Genomic DNA, 16,712 nt, shown 5'->3' with positions numbered 1-16,712 from the left:
AAGTATCGGCCACCTGCTCATGTCTTCAACTCGCACTTAAGCTCGCTGAACAAGCGCCAGTCTGTCCCCCTTGCGATAATCAGCTCCTCGGCGACGTATTGTGGAGCGACGCAGATGCCGGGCGCGTCCGAGAAGCGGGCAGTGGTGGTTTCAGGCGGCACATCTTCGGCCGCCGCATTGTGACTCCCGGAAAGACCCGCTGCCGCAAGAGCGGACACGCCCGCGGGAAACCGGCGGCGACTCTGGGTAGTTTGCATTGAGGCATCCTCCTCCTGGGCTGCAAGTTTGCAGCATGCGCTCGGTTTGACGCAAAGTGCCGTCAGCGACTTGAGCGCGGCGCTTTACAAAATCAGATCGGCATTCTCGCCAATTCGATCACAGGCCTCTACATGGCGACTAAACCTTCTGTAACGTTACCCAAGTTCCTTTCCGCTCCCTATCGCTCGGCGTCGGGCTGGATGGGCCAGCCGGGCGTAAGTCCGGCCGCCGCTACCAAGCTCAGTTCTTCAGTTCGCGCTTGATTTCGTTCAGGAAGCGCCAGTCCGTACTTTCCGCGATAACCCTGTCGGGCGAGGCGCTGATCAAACCGACTTCTTTCAGCCGCAGCGCATAGAAGCGGACGGTGTCAGCGGAATCGTAGTCCCGCCATTTCCGGTAAGGCAGCTCGCTGATCGCTGCGAACGCATCATCGTAGTGGCTGGCGAACCCGCCCGCCACCAGGCGCTCGGCAACCTGGGCCGGCGCTGCGGTGCATAGATCCGCAGCCTTGAGGACGGCGCGCAGCACACGCTTGGTAGCAACTGGATGCGCCGCCACAAAATCGCTGTTGGCGGACAGCATGCAGCAGAAATATTGCGACCAGGGCCGGTCCACAGTGCTGTTGATGATCACGTTCCCGACCTTGCTGCGCCGCAATTCCTGCGGGTCCGGCGGAAAGCCGAGGAACGCATCGACGTCGCCGCGGGCGAACAGTTCCTTGGGCTTGACCGCCGGGTTCACCACCCAGTTGATGTCGTGCGCCGGATCGAGCCCGACATAGGCCGCGATGCTGGCGAGGAACAGATGCGGGCCCGTACCGAGCCCCTGGACGCCGACGTTCCTGCCTTTCAAATCGACGACGCTGTCGATCCCACGCTTGGCAAACAGCTCGAAGCAGCCGGGATGTACGCCGCCGAGCAGAGTGATCCGCGCGCCGGAGTCCAAGGCAACGATCAAATTAGTCACGTAGTTGAGGGTAAAATCGATCTCGCCATTCGCCACCGCGGAGGCCTGGGCCGCACCGGCGCCTGTGACGACATAGGCAATCTCGGTGAAGCCCTCAGCACGCAGAAGTTCCTCTGCAACATACTGGGGTGCTACGCAAATGCTCGGGATCTTCGCCAAGCGAATGCGCGTGGTCTCCAGCGGCGGCTCCGCATGGAGCGATTGCGGAGCGCCAAGAAAACCTGCGGCGACACCTGCCGAAAGGCCGGCCAAGAAGCGGCGGCGGTTCTGGATGACTTGCATGCCACGTCTCCCCTGGAGAGAATGGGATTAGGTGTTCAACTCACGCTTCAAACTCGCCGAGGAAGCGCCATTCGGTAGACGAACCGAGGTCGTTTCCAGCGGTTCCGCCTGGAGTGACTCCGGAAGACCGACGATACCAGCAGCGCCCACCGTTGCAGCGCCGGCCAGGAATCGGCGACAGGTTTGGATGATCGGCATCAGTACGCTGCTCCGAACTACAAAAAGGGGTCTGGACCGGATTCGAGCAAAAGAGATTCCGGCAAAGGGTGACATCTTGTCGGCTTGTCGGCGCGCCCGAAGGCGGGAGTCTTGCGCTCCCAGTCGCTGACGCTTGCAGGGTCCTAGCCAGCGATAAGCAAGCATACGCCCTATTTCGGCGGCTGTCATTGACGGCTTTGAGTCGCATTCTGGATGTTTGAGCTTACTCTCGCGGCACGACATCCCGTGGCTAGACTCTCATCGTGACATGCAGCATCTCGCTGCTGCCCTCCGGAACCGCCCGTCTCTGCTGTCAGTCAGCGCAGCTTGGCTGCTAGGGGATAAAGACGAACCAATTCGGGGGTTACGAGAGGCGATAGAGCGCAGACCTGCCGCCAAAGGGCATTTCAGTACTTGGGCAATCAACAATGGTGTTGCGCTCTGACCGAATCTGGACACGTGGTCGTCTCTTTGGGAACTCTGACATGGGGCTAAGCGACGGGCACCGACCCCGTCACTGCTTTTCCTCCCATTCTCAACACTTTCAGGGCGTCAGGTGAGTTGAGCGAGGATATCGTCGACGACACTTGGGACGGTACCCGTCGTGTCGATACTGATGCCGATGGGAAGATATTCCCGGGTATGATGGTAGCGGAGCACCAGCGCCCGCTCGGCCGGCTCGAAGCCCGGCTCATTCGGCCGCCCATCCAACCGTCGATTCAAGGTCTCAACGTCTATATCGAGCACGAAAACCTTGTCGAAGAGGTCCAGGAATTTGTGGAAATTGCGCGAGCCGCCACAGAAGAAGGTGGCAGGATGGGTGGTGTCGGCAGCAATAGCGCGGACCTTGTCGACAGGCCAGATCCAGTGGGCGTATCCCCAAACGATGCGGTCCGCGCCTTCGGGTGGTCCTGCGAGCGCCTGGCCCGTCTCGGGGTCGCCGACATAGGCCAAGACCCTGTCACCATGAACGACATGATAGCCCCGCCGCTCCAGTTCGGTAGCGACGGACGTTTTCCCGGTGCCGGAACCGCCTTCGATCAGATAGTTCTTGATTCCCATAGGCGCCGCTTATCATGGACTTCGGTGAGAAGACACTCTAGCTGGGAACGCTTCTGGTGGTTCATCTTCGAAAGTGGACGAAATGTTCCAATCCATTGTCACCCATTGACGTGAACAGGTTTCACCCCAATACGGTCAGGCCAGCCAGACGACAACAGGAGTGTAATCGTGAGCGAACCGACCGTAGCAGATGCAACAAACCGCATTTATGAGTCGCTCCAGGCGGACAATGCCGACATCGACGTGCATATCGCGGCCCTGAAGGCAGCGTTGACGCGGGCGGGTGCGAAAGAGGCCGTATTCGACCCGGCCAGGCTCGTGCAGAATAACCGTTCCGGCAGGAAGCGGATGGAGGCCTACTTTCGCCAGCGGGGTGTCATGGTGAAATTCTCAGCCTCGTGAAGCCTTCCAGACGGCTTCGCACCCCCCGCTGAATGGCGCGACAACGGTGCCAGAATTCGGGCGGCGCCGACCCCGTCACTCCTTTTCCTCCCAATAGCTTTGCCAGAGGTCGAGCCTCTGCTTCAGCGGATCTGCTCCGAACGTCACGCCGTGATTGGTGAAGTCGATGACCCTGTGGACGAAGGGGTCGTGGTGGGGCCATTTTGGCCGTGAGCCGCCATTGGGATCACCGCTCGTTGCAAATTGGACCCAGTAGGCACTCGCCAATGTGGCCATGGCCCAGTCGGCAGGCGTAACCTTGTCTTTCACCAGTGCGTCCGGAATGTTGAGCGTAAACGGAATTTCGAAGCCGTGCAGAGTGCCTTTCCATGCCGGATCGGTACGGAGGGCCTCGGCGACATAGGAGAAACGATACCACCACGTCGGCTGACCAGCGCGGATCATCTCGTCAGCGAGGTGGCGCGACGGTTCGACAAGCGTTTTGTCGGCCAGAACCTGCTGCTTCAGCTCATCGAGCGTCTGTTGGCCGGTCGGATCGTAGAGGGTGCGGGCTTCGGCTGCATGCTTCCCGAACAGCGCGAAGAGATCGTCTTTCGTCGCGGCCTCACCGAGACCGAGATCTCGATTATTTGCCCCGACGATGACGGGAACCGGCGCCTGGCGGCCGGCCGCAAAGGCCGCTTCAGGCGTTTCGAGCAAAAACCGTCCGTCAATGATCGGGCCTGAGACGCCGATGACGGGCTTGCCGGTCGATATTCCCGCCAGCACGTCGTGTGCCGATGCACCTTCGGTCAGCTTTTCAGCAGGCAGCGCCCGAAGGGCGGTGAGAGCGTCGGCATCGCTGCCATCGATTCCCAGAGAAGCCGCATAGTCCATCGCGGTTTTCTCTGCTTCTTTCAAAGATGATAAAGGCGTGCTCTCAGCACGCGCGCTAGGCAGACCCGGTGACTGTAGAATGGCGCCGCGGAAAAGCCCCCGTGACAGTGGCGATATCATGTGCGCCATCACCGAGCCGCCACCGGCCGACTCTCCGAATATCGTCACTTTCTTCGGATCGCCGCCGAAGGCTTCGATATTTTGCTGGACCCATTTCAAGGCTGCAAGCTGGTCCATGTAACCATAATTGCCGACGGGCTCATCAGGGGATTCCTTCATCAGCGCCGGATGGGCAAAGTAGCCTAATCGGCCTACACGGTAGTTCATGCTGACGAACACAACTCTCCGGGCGGCCAGCTGGTCACCAGGATACTGAAGGGTGTTTCCCTCGGCAAGAGCGCCGCCATAAATCCAAACCATCACCGGCAGTGGGGTCCGGGGACGCTTGGCGGGTGTCCAGACATTGAGGGTCAAACAATCTTCTGACTTCGGCAGGTCACCGGCCTGCATGCAGGACGGACCGAAATTGCGGGCATCCTTGATCCCGCTCCATGTCTCCATTGGTCTCGGATTGCGCCATCTCAGATCACCAACCGGTGGCGCCGCATAGGGTATGCCCTTGAAGCTGACGACCGTGCCCGACCTCTCACCCTTCAGCATTCCGCTGTCGATGGTAACGGTGTCGTCTGCCGCACCCAATTGTGGCGCGAACGTCAGCTGACACGATACGACGGCCAAAAAGAGCAGAAACTTGCGACTGCCGTCCACAAACACTGCACTCTCCAACGCCAAGTTGAAACAGTTTGGAGCAAAATACTCCCATGGAGCGGCAACGGAAAGGGTCCGTCAGACGTCGACCAAAGTCGCTATCGGTGGATAGGTGCCATAGCGCTCCATTGGGCAGACGACGAAGGCACCCCATTAACCGCATATAAAGCGTAAGCGGTGTGCCGCTCACACCTGAGCGGAATAATTCCGATATTCTGCATCAAACGCCACCAGCCGTGGAGCGCTATGGCGACTATGCGCCAATTGCGATCATGTCGGCTATCGTTGTAGACAAGCCGAGGCTGCAAAGTGCGGCAAGAGAGGGGAAGAGGTTGAAAACCCTATGATGAGTGGAATCGCGCAGTTGCTCGACTTGGATCGCGCAAATGAATTATCGTCGCTGCAGCCGGTGTCTGAAATAGTCGCTGTGAGGATTGCAACGCGCTACCCCAGCATTTCCAAACAATACCTTGAGTTCATTCGTGCGGTTGGGGTGGGCTCAACTACGCGAGATTTCTATATCTACGAGCCCGAGCCCGAGCCCGCGTCCTCCGTCGAACCGCATCCCTCCTTTCAGCTTTACCAGTCTGCCTCCTACCGTGCACTGTCAGGCCCACGTCCCGAAGGGCATCCTATCCCCGCCGATGCGGTCGCTATTGCGGACAGCGGTGCCTCTTGGAGGTACTGCCTTTGCCCCTCTCTCGGCGAGGGGGTCTATTGTCTCGACATGGCTGGCCCCACATTCGAGCCGGAGGCTGACGACTTTTTTTCTTTTGTGGCAAACACCGTGTGTGTGAACTAAGTCCAAACCCTTCTCAGGGTATTGCAAGCCGCAGCAAATCGATAGCGATGGCACGGCCGCTTCGGTCCATCAGCCTCATCGGTGGCACTTACGCGCTGCTGATATCCTTTCATTCAAAAAATGGCCACAGCCAACTCGGATTCGGTCAATCCCGGACGTCCCGCAATTCTCTCTTTTATCCGAGTTTCAACCGTAGCCATTCAAAATCCTCCGATGCTTTCGAGTAAGCATATAGGAACCGAGACAGCATTCGATAGCGGCAATCGGCCTCCATTTCATCACCCACCCCTCGCCCCTCGCAACGCCGTCAACCCCCGCCGCAGCCACAGCAACTGCTGCGGCGGCATCTGGCGCAGGTGGTCATAGTCCATCACCGTGACGTTATAGACCATGCTGCGCACCTGCGGGCCATCAGGGCAGCGCAGCAGGATGCCCTGCAGCGCCATCATGCGGTTGCTGGCTTTGCGGGCGCGGTCGGCGAAGGTTTCGGTCTGTTCGCCTTCATGGCCTTTGACTGTGAACAGCGATTGCGCCCTCGGGCTCGGGGCCGGGATGCCTGTGGTCTTGTGGTAGCGGGCGATCGCCTCGGCATAGTCGTCGCCGGCCTGGCGCTGTTCGGCGGTGATCAGGCCGTCCAGGAACATGCGGCCGAGTGTGTAGCCGGCAAAGGGGCTCCTGACCGTCTCGTCATCAACCGTCCGGCCGAAGCCGTGGATGCGGCGGCGGGCTGATATCGCGACGCTGATATTGTCCTTTTCGGTTTCGAAGGGCTTGATCTTGCCGCAGGGAAAACGCTCGACATTTTCCTTGCGCGGCCGGCCGGCGCCCTTGTTAACCCGTGCTGTCTTCACCTTGGTGGCTTTGCCGCCCATGCTGATGGTCCTTCTATCGAATGATGCCGTTTCTGAGTGCCGCGGCGACCAGCGCCGTCTCCTTGAAGACGCCGAGCTTCATCTTGGCGTTGGCGATGTGCGTATTCACGGTGATCGGCGAGATGCCGAGAATGGTGCCGATCTCGGCGGCCGTCTTGCCCGCCGCCATCCAGCGGATCACTTCGGTTTCGCGTGGGGTGACCTGGCTCATGGCTCCGCAGGCCCATCGATGCTCGGCACGCGCGGCATCGTCACATGCGCGCCCGACAGGGTCACCCGCGTGACGCGGTCGGGGTGGCGGATCGGCTGGACAGGCGGGCCTGCCTTCGGATGCGGATGCCAGGTCCTGCCTCGAGGGGAACCTGTCGCGGTTGCGATGCGCCATGTTGATGACGGTGTTCTTCTTCGAGCCGAACAGGGTGGCGATTTCCCTCGCCGACAGCCCTTCCTTCCAGAGCTTTTCCGCCTTGACGATCTTGTCTTCCGTCCAAAAGGTGATGGTCACTTGGCTGCCTCCTGTGCATCGCGCGCGGCGCGGGCGATGATCGGGTTGTCGGGAAACATGCGGGCGAGCTCCCGCTTGGCGCTGCGGCTGCCATTGGCCGCATCGCGCAGCAGTTGCATCTTGTAGGCCGGCACTTTCGGCCGCGGCACCTCGGGCTCGGCTTCCAGGCGAGGCCGGCGCTCGGCCTCGATCGCCGCCTGCTGCTGGCGGCACTCCTCGGCAAAGCTCGCCGAGCTCGGCGCAAAGGCGCGGTTATGATCCCTCACCTGGCCGGAGATGAAGCGTTTGGCAGCCCGCCAGACCGCCTCTGCCGGCAGGCCCTCGACGGCGACGAGATAGGCGCGGATCTGCATGTCGGGATCAGTGCCTGCGGATGCCGGGAAGCCAGAAAGCATCCCCGAAATGATCTTCACCAGAGGGGAAATCTCGTGCGGCATCCACTGCTGTCCTTCTCGTGCTGCTGTTGATCGACCCGGCTTCCCTCGCCTTCTCCTTGAGGTACCAGTCGCATTTGATCGCCTGCCAGCCGCGGAAGATCTGCATCTCGGCGGCGCCGACCGGATCGCCGGTCATCAGATATTCTCTGGCCTGCATTCGCGCTGCATAGGCCGTCAGCGGCTTCCTCAGCGTGCGCTTGCGATGCTCGATGATCGCTGCCGCCAGCTCCTCGCCGAGCACCGGCCGGAGGATTTCCATGATCTCCTCACTCACCGTGTCCTTAGCCATGCGATGTCCCCTTCCCGGTTGAGGCCGCCACGGCCGCATGAATGGTTGGCCTCAAACCCGCAGCCTCCGTCGCCCGCCGGGCAAAATTGACCGGGGCGCCGGGCCTCGCGGAGCGGCGGGGAAATCGCCGGATCTTTGAGCCGTCATGGTCCTGCTGCGCGGTGTCGCCCTTCTCGGCGCTTCGAAGCGTGTGGATCTCGGTTTCCACCGACGGCACCGACCTCCCGAGGATGGCAGCGATTTCGATATAGTCCCGGCCGGTGCGGAAGAGCTCGAGCGCATTCATGTGCGTGTTTTGCTGCGCTGGCGCGGCCTCGGCCTGGATGCTCATCGCTTGATCCTTCTTCAATTTCGGACGCGGCTCGCCGTTCCCGCCGGAGCGGGTGCTGGCCTCGTGCTTCATTTTCAAATTCATCGATGACGACCGGAGCCGGCTCTTGCGCGAGCAAAGGCTCCGGTCGTCTGCCAGGCCGCCGCCTGGGTGGGCTGGCGTCGCCGAGGGAGGGCAACGACGCCAGCGGCCGATAGCCTCAGGGAGGGGCTGGGCTATCGGGGTTGGGGATCGGCAGCGCGCCGGGCGGGATCATCGTTTCCCGCATCTCTTCCGGGCGCGTCGGCCGATCGCAATTCTCGCAGTGGCGCTCGATCACCTCGGCGATCGACAGCGCCTTTGCGCAGATCGGGCAGCCGGTGTAGCGGCCGCTCGGTCGCAGGATCTCGCGGGCGGAGGTGGCGATGCTCATATCGATTCCACCTCCCGGTTGGCGTTCAGCACCTGCTGCAGGGCCTTGGCGAGAAACGGGATATCCTCGTTGCGAACGGGGATCACCGACATCCGCCCTCCCCTTGGGCCGTGCGGCCGGTGAATGACGATGCCGGTCGGCATGACGTCCATGGCGAGCCGCTCTTCGCTTGAGATGGTGAACCTCATGGCCCCGTCTCCGCAGCCAGAAGCTATGTGGTCGCTGATGATGTCGGTGTTTGTCATGGCGATTAGGGTACAATTAATACCTTAAATGTCAAGCACATTAGGGCATGACATGTACCTTAATTTAGGGTATTTTTTATATCATGTTGAAAGATCAGGAACAATTTGAGCGCGAAGAACGCGCAAAGCGGCTGGTCATGGCCCGGAAGAATGCCGGTTTTGCCGGCCCGAAAGCGATCGTCGATCGGTTCGGCTGGAATGCCAATGTCTACAAGGCGCATGAATCCGGCCGCAACGGCTTCGGCATTGCCGATGCGAAGAAATATGCCCGCGCTTTCAAGGTCAATCTCAACTGGCTGCAGTTCGGCGCCGGCAACGCGCTCGATCCGGATGAGCTGCCCGCCTCCGTCGCCGATGTCCCGAAAATCTCCTGGGTCAGCGCCGGCCAGCTGAGCGAGCAGGCGCCGATCACCGATTTTTCGGAATTCTCGACGGTCGCCGCCCTCGATCTGCCCGATGGCGAATGGATCGCGCTCGAGGTCGACGGCAATTCGATGAACAAGATCTCGCCGCCGGGCTCGATCATTTTCGTCAATCTGCGCGACAAGCGCCTGGCGCCGAACGCGCTTTATGTCGTCGCCGACGAGACGGGGGCCGCAACCTACAAGCGCTATCGCCCGAACGACGACCCGCCCTTCCAGCCGGCTTCCTACGAAGACGTGCCGCCACCGGAATTCCAGGGCGCCGTCACCATCGTCGGCCGCGTCCGCCGATCGATCATCGAGATGTAAGGATGAGCGCTCAAGGCTCTGAAATAACGCCCCGAATCAATCATATTTAACGGAAAACAGAATGATCCGCCCTTCATCACGCGCCGGCAGAATCTGGTTCTACATCGCCACGATCGCGGTGTTTCTCCTGGCGTACAGCGCTGCGCGCGAGATGTACGGCCTGTAGGATTTCGCTCTGAAGCTCGCCGAGCTCTAGCCATGATCACGAGGGATATCGGGACGATTCCCCTCTGAAACCATAAATTGTGGAAGCTCTGGATGCTGTTCGCGCACCACTCTCGTCACCGCCACCATGGACCGGATGACTGCGGGGAACATCTCCTTCGGCAGCTTCTCCTCCCATGGACCTCAAAAATGCAGTGATCTAGACCGCCTCGATCACCTCGTCAGCGATTTCGATTTCGCGCGACCGCCTCCCTTTTTTGCTTTCATCATCATACTTCAACTTCAGTTCTCTATCCTATCTCTTAGGCTTGGGAGGAGAAGGTTCCTGAAGGCTGGTGAGGGAGGGTTCCGGCCAAAGCTTCCCCCTACCCCATGAGCAAAGCCCATGAAGCCGGGAGAGCATTGGCCAAGTCCTGAAGGCCGGAGCCGGGATGGGACACGTGCCAGAGGGGCCATTCGCTTCGCCCTCGTCCTGATTTTCTGACAGCGCACTTAAGGACTTTCGCTTCCCGCGCCGCTGGGCTTCGTCAGCTCGGGAGTTGCACCCGGTCGCCCAATCACTGGCCCCAGACATAGACCTACGATTCGTACCTCGTCAATTCCTGAGGTATTTTTTATACCTCTCATCATTGACGTGATAGGGTATTATATATACCTTTCGCCTCAAGCCGATCAAATGGGCGAGAGGACAGGCAATGCAGCACATCCGCAATATCGAGACCGAGGAAAGCAGGCGGGATGCCCGCTGGAATGGCGCGCAGACGATCGGCGACTGCCGCGCCTATATGGCGATCGAGGCCCAGCGCATGGGCGCGCTCGGCTTTGCGTTCCTCCGCCGTCCCGAACATTTAATCCGCGGCCCGTCCTGGCTGCGCGGGGCGGCAGCCTCCGTCGAGGAGCATTACCGCTATGCCCGCGAGATCATGGGTATCGCCAACAACGATCAATTCTACGCCTGAGGGGAACGGAGATGTCTGCCGCCAACCTTACACCTGGTTCAACCGAGAGCTCTTGCCTTCCTCGCGCCAAGGCCCGTTTCACGGCCGGGGCACCCGATCTCCTGAAGGCGCTGGTGGAGGCCGAACGCTTTTTCGACGGCAGCAAAGTTCACGGCTGCGCGCTTCACCGGAAGATCCTCGACGCCATCGACACGGTGAAAGGCGGTGCAGCATGAGCGATTGCCTGATCAAGGCCTTTTCCGGCTGCGCCTGCCCGCCCGGCGAATGCGCTGAAAAGCCTACCACCCCGGCGCCGGTCACCTTCGTCTCGTGGCGGGTCCAGGCCATCGCCTGCCTCACCTTCGGCTTCCTCGCGGCCATCGTCTCGGCCGCCTGGATGGAGACGCAGTTCAAAACCTGGGATCTGCGAAACCAGGAGCATGTGTCATGGAAGTGAGCCAGGGCCTTGCCAGATGCCACGGATCAGGAACTGAACTTGATGTCGCTCGCCTTCGCCGCGGTAATGAATGCCCGCCGCACCTGCTCCGGCTCGGCGGCATCGTTGAACACATCAAGCACAAGCCGCTCGGCCACCTTGGCCGCCGGCGTCTGCTCGGGCCAATCATTCAGCAAAGTGTTGCCGGCCTGGACGACATTATAGACCGTCCTCACCTTGCCATTGATGGTGATCTTCACCGGTTTGAAGCTTCGTCGCCTGCTCATGATGCAGCCCCCTCACGCTGGACACGCGACTCAACGAATCACTGCGGGACTCGTTCCGGTTGAGTTGATTCTTCGTTCGCCGGCCGGGAGCCGAGCCGATGTCCTCCGCCTGCATGACAGAGCACGGCTCGGATGCGTGCGAGGATGCAGCAGATGAAGCCCGAACCGGGAGGCAACACAATGGACCTTCAGAGTCTCGTCGCCGCGCACATGCCAAACCGCCACCGCCCGACGCAGATGGGCGCTTCGGCCGAGGACCGATACTACCGAAATCAGATCACCCTGCCGCGCCTGAGGCTTCGGCTCCTCGGGCTGATCGCAACCACCGCCGGTGCAACGCTGCTTCTGGCTGGCGTCATCAAGGCATGAGGTGCCGTCATGCTCCGACAGAGCGATCATGCTATGCTGCGATCCGTTGTCACGGGGGATCGCGCGATGAACGACGGCGAGGCTGATCGGGCGGCGATCATGGCAGTGATCCGCGCCGAAACCGAGGCCTGGCTGCAGCGGGACTTCGAGGCGCTGGCAAGCCACTGGGTGCAGTCGCCGCAGACCCGGCGGATGGAATATTTCACCTCGCTCGGCGTCCGGGTCGACGAAGGCTGGGACCCGATCGCCGCGCGAATCAAGAAGATCGTCGAGCGTTTCCCGGAGAAACACGCCTTTTCGGAGCGCGTCCGCTGGGAAAAGGTCAATATCGTCGTCGACGGCAACATGGCCTGGATGACCTTCGATCAGATCGGCAGCGACACCGGCGAGGATCGCAAGCGCCAGCTCCGGATCCTCCACCGGATCGACGGCGCCTGGAAAATTGGCTGCATGGTGATGATGGAGAGCAGCGTCGAGGAGGCGAGCTGCCCACTGATCGAGGTCGACGCGGATGCAAAGATCCTCTGGACGAACCGGCTGGCGCGGGAGCGGATGCCTGGCCATCCCGGGCTCATCGCCGCCGCCGGCCGCCTACGCGCAAGGCGGCGCGAACGCGACCCTGCACTGCGCGAGGCGGTGCGGGTGGCATTCCACGAACTGCAGAGCCAGAGACCGCTGAACATCGCGCCGAAGCAGGCCTGGTCGGTGGCGCTCGGCGAGGACGCGGCGGGGATTCCGCTCCACTGCTGGGTTCTGCTTGAGGATGGCAAGACGCTCATCTCCTTCGACGACGCCGAGACGCTGGTGCGCCGGATCGCAAGTGCGCGGGAGGTCTTCGGCCTCTCGCCGGCGCAGACCCGGCTTGCGCGCCTGATCGTCGATGGCCATGACCTCGCCGCCGCCGCCGATCGGCTCGGGGTCAGTGTCAACACGTTGCGCACTCAACTACAGCGCATCTTCGACAAAACCGGCGTCCGCAGCCAGGCGGCATTGGTGCGGGCGCTGTTGAGCGCCGGGGCTCCGAGCCAATAGCCTCGACCGCCGGCGTCTGGCCGCTACGCCCTTTGGAAAATTCCCCTCTTGATTCCGTCGGCGTCACTGTCTATTTTGACCATATATGGTCATTTAAGACGTGAGGCCGCAATGTCGACGATCAGCGTGGCAGAGGCAAAGGCCGGTTTCGCCGGTCTGGTGGATGAAGCGGCAAACGGGGAATTCGTGACGATCACGCGGCACGGAAAGCCCGCCGCCGTGCTTGTGTCCGTCGAAGCGGCCGAGGCCGCGAAAAGGGCTTTGAAGAAGCCACGGCCGAATTTCGGGGATTTCCTGTTGACGTTTCCCGGTGGAGTCGAGCTGGAGCGGAACTCTTCGAAAATGCGCGATATCGATCTGTGACCGCCTATCTTCTCGACACGAATATCATTTCCAAGCTCGCGCCGGGCAAGGTGCCGCCATCCGATCCGGTGCGAGCATGGTTTCATGAGCATGGCGAAGCCGACAGCCTGTTTCTATCGGCTTTGTCGGTCGCGGAGATCGAGAAGGGAATGCGGAGCCTTCACCGTCGCGGTGGGGTCGAGAGGGCAAAGCGCCTTTCGGCATGGCTGGACGTCATCACCGAGAGTTTCGGCGATCGGATCTTGCCGATGGATACGGTTGTCGCGCGCATCGTCGGCGCTCTGGAAGATGAAGCCGAGAGCCAAGGCCGTCATCCCGGGCTTGGCGATCTTATCATCGCGGCGACCGCGCGCGCCTATGACCTCACTGTCATTACGGAAAACTTGCGGCATTTCCAGCCGCTTGATGTCGCTGTTGATCTTCCTGCCGCGTTCCGGTCGGAATGATCGTTACCGGCGCTGCCAAGACGCCGCCGACCGAATCGCAAATATCTCGCGAGTAGGATGCTTCGCCGGCCGCGCTACGATTGCTAGGCGTTGGCTCAATGATGTCCCGCCCGCCCCGATATTCATCTAGATGGAGGCACTCATTGCTGGTTGGCTAGGCTGGAGGTTTCCGCGTCCATCTGACCGGACCAGGGGCCAAGGCGCTCCGTCAAGTTCTGGAGGAGTGTGTCCCGGGCGGAGTTCTGAACGAGATCGATGGCAAGGGTCAGGGCGCGGCGGCCTTCGTTGCTATCGATCTCACAGTGGTTCCTTGTACACCACTGCCGAACCGCAGTGATGACGACTTCGATGTCTTGATCGGACAATGTAATGAGGGACTGAAGCATTTCGATGCCTCCAAAATCCGAGAGCGCCTACGGTTCGCCAAGGGATGGGACCGATATCGCTAGTGATGAGCAGCGGACGTCGTCGCGTTGATCTTCAGCGAATGAGGGCTGTCAAACCTGGCGATCAGCAGCGTAGCGAGTTCCTCCGGCGTCCTGTGCCCCTGGCTAAAAAGATCGACAGCCGCGCTACAGAGCAATTGCGTTGCTCCTTCCGTCGGTGTGACGTGATTATGCCGGTACCAGGTCCGCACGGCCTCCGTAAGTACGTTCACGTCCTTCGTCTGGAGCGAGAGATTGAAATCGATCATATCATCCTCCGACGCGTCGCCGCTCCAGATTAGTCTTGAGTTGAAGCTCGCGTTAAAAACTTAATCCATTGGTTCCTCGCCGCCAACTATCAGTGCGGTTGCGCACAGTGGCCGTAAGGACATCGGCGCCGATGACGAAAGAATGCCCAATGCTGTTGATCTGAACGCTGCGGAACGGCAAAATAAGCGACTTATCCCGCCGGGCTTTGAAGGATTTCGAATGCCACGCTTCTACTTCAATATCCTGTCGGAAGCCGGATCGCTCGAAGACTGGGAAGGAACAGAGCTTCCTGATCCGGATGCCGCTCGCATTGAAGCGGTGCGTGATGCTCGCGCGCTGATGAGCAGTGCCGTGCTGCTTGGATATGACATTGCGTCAAGAAGCGTCGAGATCAGAAACGAAACAGGCGATATCCTGCTCGTGCTGCCCTTTTCGGAAGCGGTTAAGCGAGTGGGCTGATCTACCTGGCGCGGAGCGGACCCAGCAGCTTTTCGTATTCGCGCTCCGGCACTCCATAGCAGCCACCGGCAATTTCGATCAGTTTTTCCCTGTCCATTATTCGCACGTTTCCGCGGGTCGATCGGATGGCGTGGACGCCCTCAAGGACGTGTAGTTCATTGGTAACGCCCGAACGGCGGACGCCGAGCATCAATGCCAGAAATTCATGGGTAATGGCCAGGTTATTGCCTTCAAGGCGGTCGTGACACATCAGGATCCACCGCGCCAACCGCTCATGCATATTGTAGCGCGCATTCGCGAGCGCCGAATGGGCGAGCTGCAGCACGGTTGTGTGAACATAGCGAAGGAAGAAATCCTTCATCTCGGGATCATCGGCGAGCGCGCGCTGAAACGCCTCCATCGGCACCATAATTCCCGACCCTGCGACTTGCATGAAGGTGCGCGTGGGGGTGGTCTCTACCGCCAGAACGACGTGCATGCCGGATGCGCCTTCGCGCCCGATATGGCCTATTTCCACCACTTCTTCGTCTATGCTGCTGACAACCATGGATGCCAGACCTCTTTCCAAGAAGCAGACATGCGTGGTCGGCACGTCGCTACCGACAAGAACGTGCCGTAATGGCAGGTCGACGCGCTCCATCCCTTCCGAGAGGCGTGCGAAGCGGTCCGCGCTCAACATTTTCAGCAGGGTGTTTTCGACAGTCGATTGGTCAATGTGAGTCATAGCGGCTCCGCATGGGAGCTTGGATGTCAAAACCAAACGCCTGTGAGTTGGTGAAAAACTACGGGACGGCCGTTGGTTTGACCATAGGTCCCAAGGAACTGTGCGTTTATGACAAAACCGCACATAAGCCGCTGAAATTGTTGACAACCAGCGACGAGAAATCGGTAGCGATCTTTCGATACCTGGCAAAGACCTTAGCACATTTTGCCTCGGCATGCGCGCTCATTGCGAAAGGACGAGCGATTCCTAATATTAATATCTGCCTTTTGTGGATCGTTGACATAAATCGCAATCAATCTCGCCAGCCAAGCCGGCGGCAATGCGCTTCGGCGGTCAGGACGGCCGCCTTTCGGTCAGCATAGGGACCTGGCAGATAGACCGTGACTCCGCGGAAACTGACGATCACCGCCTTTGTCGCGCTATCGAAGACGATGGCCATATCAGGCTCGTAAGCCATTTGTTTTCCTGACGACGCTTACTCCATCGAGATGTGCTCTTATTCGGATGAAACAAGGTGCCGATATCAATCCTTCAGGCACGGGGCGCTGGGTGCGGAACCGCACAGGAACTTTTCCGACTATCTATGGGTTAGATCACAAGGATCGCACAGGTGCCCCTCTTGTGACGGGGCTGTACGTCAACCCTTCCTTCCTGTGCGATCCGTCCGTTCCCAAATTGCCCCGTTTCGGCGGGGCTTCTTTTTGATCCATAGCGGCAAACGCGCGAGGACGATCAGGGATGCGGCAGGGTTTGGCGATGATCTCACAAGCACGTTCTGCGCCACATGGAGCCGCTTATCACAACAGAGCGATGCGAGCTTTGCGCTACCGGCGCTCTTCCGGGCCCGACAGCCCCTGGGGCGAGGCAGGTTTTCCGCTTATGGGGCTTATGCCGCACGTGGCCTTGGCAGCTTGCCCCGCGCGCTGGAAGAAACGGATTTCTGTGGCGATGGTTTCGCGGAACGGATCGGTTTGGTTGAAGTAGTCGCGGTCCAGACCGAGCTTTGCACGGTCTGCATCGCCTTCGTAATAGGTACCGAACAAATGATCCCAGATCGGGAAATAATTGGCGAAATTCTTGTCATGATGTTCCCGCACTCGGGAGTGATGGATGAAGTGGTCGCGTGGTGACTGGATCACGTATTTGCCAAACCAGCCATGCCAGGGAATGGCACTGTGCTTGACCAGACCAATAGCGCCAAAGGTGATGGTCACGACGGCGAATTCGGCCGTTGGCAGGCCGACAAGCAGCGCCGGAACGACCATGATGGCCATATTTATCGCCTTCTCCAGCGGATGCTCCCGCGACGAAGTCAGCGCGTTGAACTCTTCGGCTGCGTGGTGAAATTCGTGCAGCCGCCAT

At 60.2% G+C, this 16,712-nt stretch carries 26 protein-coding genes and 2 pseudogenes; 10 read left to right on the top strand and 18 right to left on the bottom strand.

Going from position 1 to position 16,712, the window contains the following annotated elements:
• Positions 1–17: 17 nt before the first annotated feature.
• The 3 genes from BS630_RS00180 to BS630_RS00170 form a co-directional block, all read right to left on the bottom strand.
• On the bottom strand, positions 18–257 hold the full coding sequence (locus BS630_RS00180) for a hypothetical protein (protein WP_077975722.1): 240 nt from the start codon (positions 255–257) through the stop codon (positions 18–20).
• Positions 258–498: 241 nt separating this feature from the next.
• Positions 499–1,506, bottom strand: a complete 1,008-nt coding sequence (locus BS630_RS00175; protein ID WP_077975721.1) for an ABC transporter substrate-binding protein — start codon at positions 1,504–1,506, stop codon at positions 499–501.
• Between the two features lie 750 nt (positions 1,507–2,256).
• A complete protein-coding gene (locus tag BS630_RS00170; protein WP_077975720.1) occupies positions 2,257–2,766 on the bottom strand; it encodes a DEAD/DEAH box helicase family protein in 510 nt (169 codons plus the stop codon).
• Between the two features lie 165 nt (positions 2,767–2,931).
• Here BS630_RS00170 and BS630_RS00165 point away from each other — a divergent pair, with 165 nt between their 5' ends.
• Complete coding sequence (locus tag BS630_RS00165; RefSeq protein ID WP_131641599.1) at positions 2,932–3,168, top strand: hypothetical protein; 237 nt, start codon at positions 2,932–2,934, stop codon at positions 3,166–3,168.
• 75 nt (positions 3,169–3,243) lie between these two features.
• Here the strand turns inward: BS630_RS00165 and BS630_RS00160 are convergent, their stop codons facing one another.
• The 9 genes and pseudogenes from BS630_RS00160 to BS630_RS00115 form a co-directional block, all read right to left on the bottom strand.
• A complete protein-coding gene (locus BS630_RS00160; protein WP_077975718.1) occupies positions 3,244–4,818 on the bottom strand; it encodes a carboxylesterase/lipase family protein in 1,575 nt (524 codons plus the stop codon).
• 1,074 nt (positions 4,819–5,892) lie between these two features.
• Positions 5,893–6,486: a hypothetical protein gene (locus tag BS630_RS00150; RefSeq protein ID WP_077975716.1), complete on the bottom strand. Its 594-nt coding sequence runs from the start codon at positions 6,484–6,486 to the stop codon at positions 5,893–5,895.
• Positions 6,487–6,499: 13 nt separating this feature from the next.
• Entirely contained in the window at positions 6,500–6,697 is a 198-nt protein-coding gene (locus BS630_RS00145) for a response regulator transcription factor (protein WP_077975715.1), read from the bottom strand.
• Positions 6,694–6,991, bottom strand: a pseudogene (locus tag BS630_RS00140) (GcrA family cell cycle regulator). The gene BS630_RS00145 and the pseudogene BS630_RS00140 overlap by 4 nt, the downstream one beginning before the upstream one ends.
• A complete protein-coding gene (locus BS630_RS00135) occupies positions 6,988–7,386 on the bottom strand; it encodes a hypothetical protein (protein ID WP_077975714.1) in 399 nt (132 codons plus the stop codon). Before BS630_RS00135 ends, BS630_RS00140 begins: the two are co-directional and overlap by 4 nt.
• A complete protein-coding gene (locus BS630_RS00130; RefSeq protein WP_077975713.1) occupies positions 7,352–7,717 on the bottom strand; it encodes a hypothetical protein in 366 nt (121 codons plus the stop codon). The genes BS630_RS00135 and BS630_RS00130 overlap by 35 nt, the downstream gene beginning before the upstream one ends.
• A 51-nt stretch (positions 7,718–7,768) precedes the next feature.
• Positions 7,769–8,048: pseudogene (locus BS630_RS00125) on the bottom strand (sigma-70 family RNA polymerase sigma factor).
• Positions 8,049–8,247: 199 nt separating this feature from the next.
• Positions 8,248–8,460, bottom strand: coding sequence for a hypothetical protein (locus tag BS630_RS00120; protein ID WP_077975712.1), 213 nt, complete (start codon positions 8,458–8,460; stop codon positions 8,248–8,250).
• Positions 8,457–8,648, bottom strand: coding sequence for a hypothetical protein (locus BS630_RS00115; protein ID WP_077975711.1), 192 nt, complete (start codon positions 8,646–8,648; stop codon positions 8,457–8,459). The genes BS630_RS00120 and BS630_RS00115 overlap by 4 nt, the downstream gene beginning before the upstream one ends.
• Before the next feature lie 140 nt (positions 8,649–8,788).
• Between BS630_RS00115 and BS630_RS00110 the strand changes: the two genes are divergently transcribed.
• From BS630_RS00110 to BS630_RS00090, 4 genes are all read left to right on the top strand, one after another.
• Positions 8,789–9,436, top strand: coding sequence for a S24 family peptidase (locus BS630_RS00110; RefSeq protein ID WP_077975710.1), 648 nt, complete (start codon positions 8,789–8,791; stop codon positions 9,434–9,436).
• 860 nt (positions 9,437–10,296) lie between these two features.
• On the top strand, positions 10,297–10,560 hold the full coding sequence (locus BS630_RS00100) for a hypothetical protein (RefSeq protein ID WP_017963219.1): 264 nt from the start codon (positions 10,297–10,299) through the stop codon (positions 10,558–10,560).
• 11 nt (positions 10,561–10,571) lie between these two features.
• Positions 10,572–10,775 (top strand): hypothetical protein, encoded by a 204-nt coding sequence (locus BS630_RS00095; protein ID WP_025393564.1) that lies wholly within the window; start codon positions 10,572–10,574, stop codon positions 10,773–10,775.
• Positions 10,772–10,996, top strand: coding sequence for a hypothetical protein (locus tag BS630_RS00090; RefSeq protein ID WP_025393563.1), 225 nt, complete (start codon positions 10,772–10,774; stop codon positions 10,994–10,996). The genes BS630_RS00095 and BS630_RS00090 overlap by 4 nt, the downstream gene beginning before the upstream one ends.
• 26 nt (positions 10,997–11,022) lie before the next feature.
• Here BS630_RS00090 and BS630_RS00085 read toward each other — a convergent pair whose 3' ends face one another.
• Positions 11,023–11,262: a DUF982 domain-containing protein gene (locus tag BS630_RS00085; RefSeq protein WP_077975709.1), complete on the bottom strand. Its 240-nt coding sequence runs from the start codon at positions 11,260–11,262 to the stop codon at positions 11,023–11,025.
• 180 nt (positions 11,263–11,442) lie between these two features.
• Between BS630_RS00085 and BS630_RS00080 the strand changes: the two genes are divergently transcribed.
• The 4 genes from BS630_RS00080 to BS630_RS00065 all read left to right on the top strand — a co-directional run bounded on the left by BS630_RS00080 (position 11,443) and on the right by BS630_RS00065 (position 13,472).
• The gene (locus tag BS630_RS00080; RefSeq protein WP_077976259.1) at positions 11,443–11,631 is read left to right on the top strand and encodes a hypothetical protein; all 189 of its coding nucleotides are present in this window, start codon (positions 11,443–11,445) and stop codon (positions 11,629–11,631) included.
• Between the two features lie 9 nt (positions 11,632–11,640).
• Positions 11,641–12,663, top strand: coding sequence for a DUF4440 domain-containing protein (locus BS630_RS00075; RefSeq protein ID WP_077975708.1), 1,023 nt, complete (start codon positions 11,641–11,643; stop codon positions 12,661–12,663).
• 111 nt (positions 12,664–12,774) lie between these two features.
• Positions 12,775–13,026: a type II toxin-antitoxin system Phd/YefM family antitoxin gene (locus BS630_RS00070; protein ID WP_025393559.1), complete on the top strand. Its 252-nt coding sequence runs from the start codon at positions 12,775–12,777 to the stop codon at positions 13,024–13,026.
• Positions 13,023–13,472, top strand: a complete 450-nt coding sequence (locus BS630_RS00065; protein ID WP_025393558.1) for a type II toxin-antitoxin system VapC family toxin — start codon at positions 13,023–13,025, stop codon at positions 13,470–13,472. Before BS630_RS00070 ends, BS630_RS00065 begins: the two co-directional genes overlap by 4 nt.
• 140 nt (positions 13,473–13,612) lie before the next feature.
• Here the strand turns inward: BS630_RS00065 and BS630_RS00060 are convergent, their stop codons facing one another.
• Positions 13,613–13,858, bottom strand: coding sequence for a hypothetical protein (locus tag BS630_RS00060; RefSeq protein ID WP_025393557.1), 246 nt, complete (start codon positions 13,856–13,858; stop codon positions 13,613–13,615).
• A gap of 59 nt (positions 13,859–13,917) precedes the next feature.
• Complete coding sequence (locus tag BS630_RS00055) at positions 13,918–14,166, bottom strand: hypothetical protein (RefSeq protein WP_077975707.1); 249 nt, start codon at positions 14,164–14,166, stop codon at positions 13,918–13,920.
• A gap of 220 nt (positions 14,167–14,386) precedes the next feature.
• Between BS630_RS00055 and BS630_RS00050 the strand changes: the two genes are divergently transcribed.
• On the top strand, positions 14,387–14,626 hold the full coding sequence (locus tag BS630_RS00050; RefSeq protein WP_077976258.1) for a DUF6894 family protein: 240 nt from the start codon (positions 14,387–14,389) through the stop codon (positions 14,624–14,626).
• 1 nt (position 14,627) lies between these two features.
• On the opposite strand, the gene BS630_RS00045 is transcribed toward BS630_RS00050, so the two are convergent.
• From BS630_RS00045 to BS630_RS00040, 3 genes are all read right to left on the bottom strand, one after another.
• Complete coding sequence (locus BS630_RS00045; protein ID WP_077975706.1) at positions 14,628–15,350, bottom strand: Crp/Fnr family transcriptional regulator; 723 nt, start codon at positions 15,348–15,350, stop codon at positions 14,628–14,630.
• 292 nt (positions 15,351–15,642) lie between these two features.
• Complete coding sequence (locus tag BS630_RS37160) at positions 15,643–15,807, bottom strand: hypothetical protein (protein ID WP_017959352.1); 165 nt, start codon at positions 15,805–15,807, stop codon at positions 15,643–15,645.
• Positions 15,808–16,174: 367 nt separating this feature from the next.
• A partial coding sequence (locus BS630_RS00040; protein WP_143529382.1) for a sterol desaturase family protein occupies positions 16,175–16,712 on the bottom strand: 538 nt, incomplete at its 5' end.

The organism is Rhizobium laguerreae, assembly GCF_002008165.1.
Taxonomy (GTDB): domain Bacteria; phylum Pseudomonadota; class Alphaproteobacteria; order Rhizobiales; family Rhizobiaceae; genus Rhizobium; species Rhizobium laguerreae.
Note: the sequence above shows the minus strand (reverse complement) of the source record. Positions and strands in the feature narration are given on the sequence as shown.

Excerpts from the sequence above, each read along its gene's own strand:
- BS630_RS00070 (WP_025393559.1), top strand. The coding sequence starts at position 12,775 with ATGTCGACGATCAGCGTGGCAGAGGCAAAGGCCGGTTTCGCCGGTCTG.
- BS630_RS00085 (WP_077975709.1), bottom strand. The coding sequence starts at position 11,262 with ATGAGCAGGCGACGAAGCTTCAAACCGGTGAAGATCACCATCAATGGC.
- BS630_RS00100 (WP_017963219.1), top strand. The coding sequence starts at position 10,297 with ATGCAGCACATCCGCAATATCGAGACCGAGGAAAGCAGGCGGGATGCC.
- BS630_RS00095 (WP_025393564.1), top strand. The coding sequence starts at position 10,572 with ATGTCTGCCGCCAACCTTACACCTGGTTCAACCGAGAGCTCTTGCCTT.
- BS630_RS37160 (WP_017959352.1), bottom strand. The coding sequence starts at position 15,807 with ATGGCTTACGAGCCTGATATGGCCATCGTCTTCGATAGCGCGACAAAG.
- BS630_RS00175 (WP_077975721.1), bottom strand. The coding sequence starts at position 1,506 with ATGCAAGTCATCCAGAACCGCCGCCGCTTCTTGGCCGGCCTTTCGGCA.
- BS630_RS00090 (WP_025393563.1), top strand. The coding sequence starts at position 10,772 with ATGAGCGATTGCCTGATCAAGGCCTTTTCCGGCTGCGCCTGCCCGCCC.
- BS630_RS00060 (WP_025393557.1), bottom strand. The coding sequence starts at position 13,858 with ATGCTTCAGTCCCTCATTACATTGTCCGATCAAGACATCGAAGTCGTC.
- BS630_RS00075 (WP_077975708.1), top strand. The coding sequence starts at position 11,641 with ATGCTCCGACAGAGCGATCATGCTATGCTGCGATCCGTTGTCACGGGG.
- BS630_RS00045 (WP_077975706.1), bottom strand. The coding sequence starts at position 15,350 with ATGACTCACATTGACCAATCGACTGTCGAAAACACCCTGCTGAAAATG.
- BS630_RS00130 (WP_077975713.1), bottom strand. The coding sequence starts at position 7,717 with ATGGCTAAGGACACGGTGAGTGAGGAGATCATGGAAATCCTCCGGCCG.
- BS630_RS00180 (WP_077975722.1), bottom strand. The coding sequence starts at position 257 with ATGCAAACTACCCAGAGTCGCCGCCGGTTTCCCGCGGGCGTGTCCGCT.
- BS630_RS00080 (WP_077976259.1), top strand. The coding sequence starts at position 11,443 with ATGGACCTTCAGAGTCTCGTCGCCGCGCACATGCCAAACCGCCACCGC.
- BS630_RS00120 (WP_077975712.1), bottom strand. The coding sequence starts at position 8,460 with ATGAGCATCGCCACCTCCGCCCGCGAGATCCTGCGACCGAGCGGCCGC.
- BS630_RS00050 (WP_077976258.1), top strand. The coding sequence starts at position 14,387 with ATGCCACGCTTCTACTTCAATATCCTGTCGGAAGCCGGATCGCTCGAA.
- BS630_RS00110 (WP_077975710.1), top strand. The coding sequence starts at position 8,789 with ATGTTGAAAGATCAGGAACAATTTGAGCGCGAAGAACGCGCAAAGCGG.
- BS630_RS00170 (WP_077975720.1), bottom strand. The coding sequence starts at position 2,766 with ATGGGAATCAAGAACTATCTGATCGAAGGCGGTTCCGGCACCGGGAAA.
- BS630_RS00115 (WP_077975711.1), bottom strand. The coding sequence starts at position 8,648 with ATGAGGTTCACCATCTCAAGCGAAGAGCGGCTCGCCATGGACGTCATG.
- BS630_RS00150 (WP_077975716.1), bottom strand. The coding sequence starts at position 6,486 with ATGGGCGGCAAAGCCACCAAGGTGAAGACAGCACGGGTTAACAAGGGC.
- BS630_RS00135 (WP_077975714.1), bottom strand. The coding sequence starts at position 7,386 with ATGCTTTCTGGCTTCCCGGCATCCGCAGGCACTGATCCCGACATGCAG.
- BS630_RS00145 (WP_077975715.1), bottom strand. The coding sequence starts at position 6,697 with ATGAGCCAGGTCACCCCACGCGAAACCGAAGTGATCCGCTGGATGGCG.
- BS630_RS00055 (WP_077975707.1), bottom strand. The coding sequence starts at position 14,166 with ATGATCGATTTCAATCTCTCGCTCCAGACGAAGGACGTGAACGTACTT.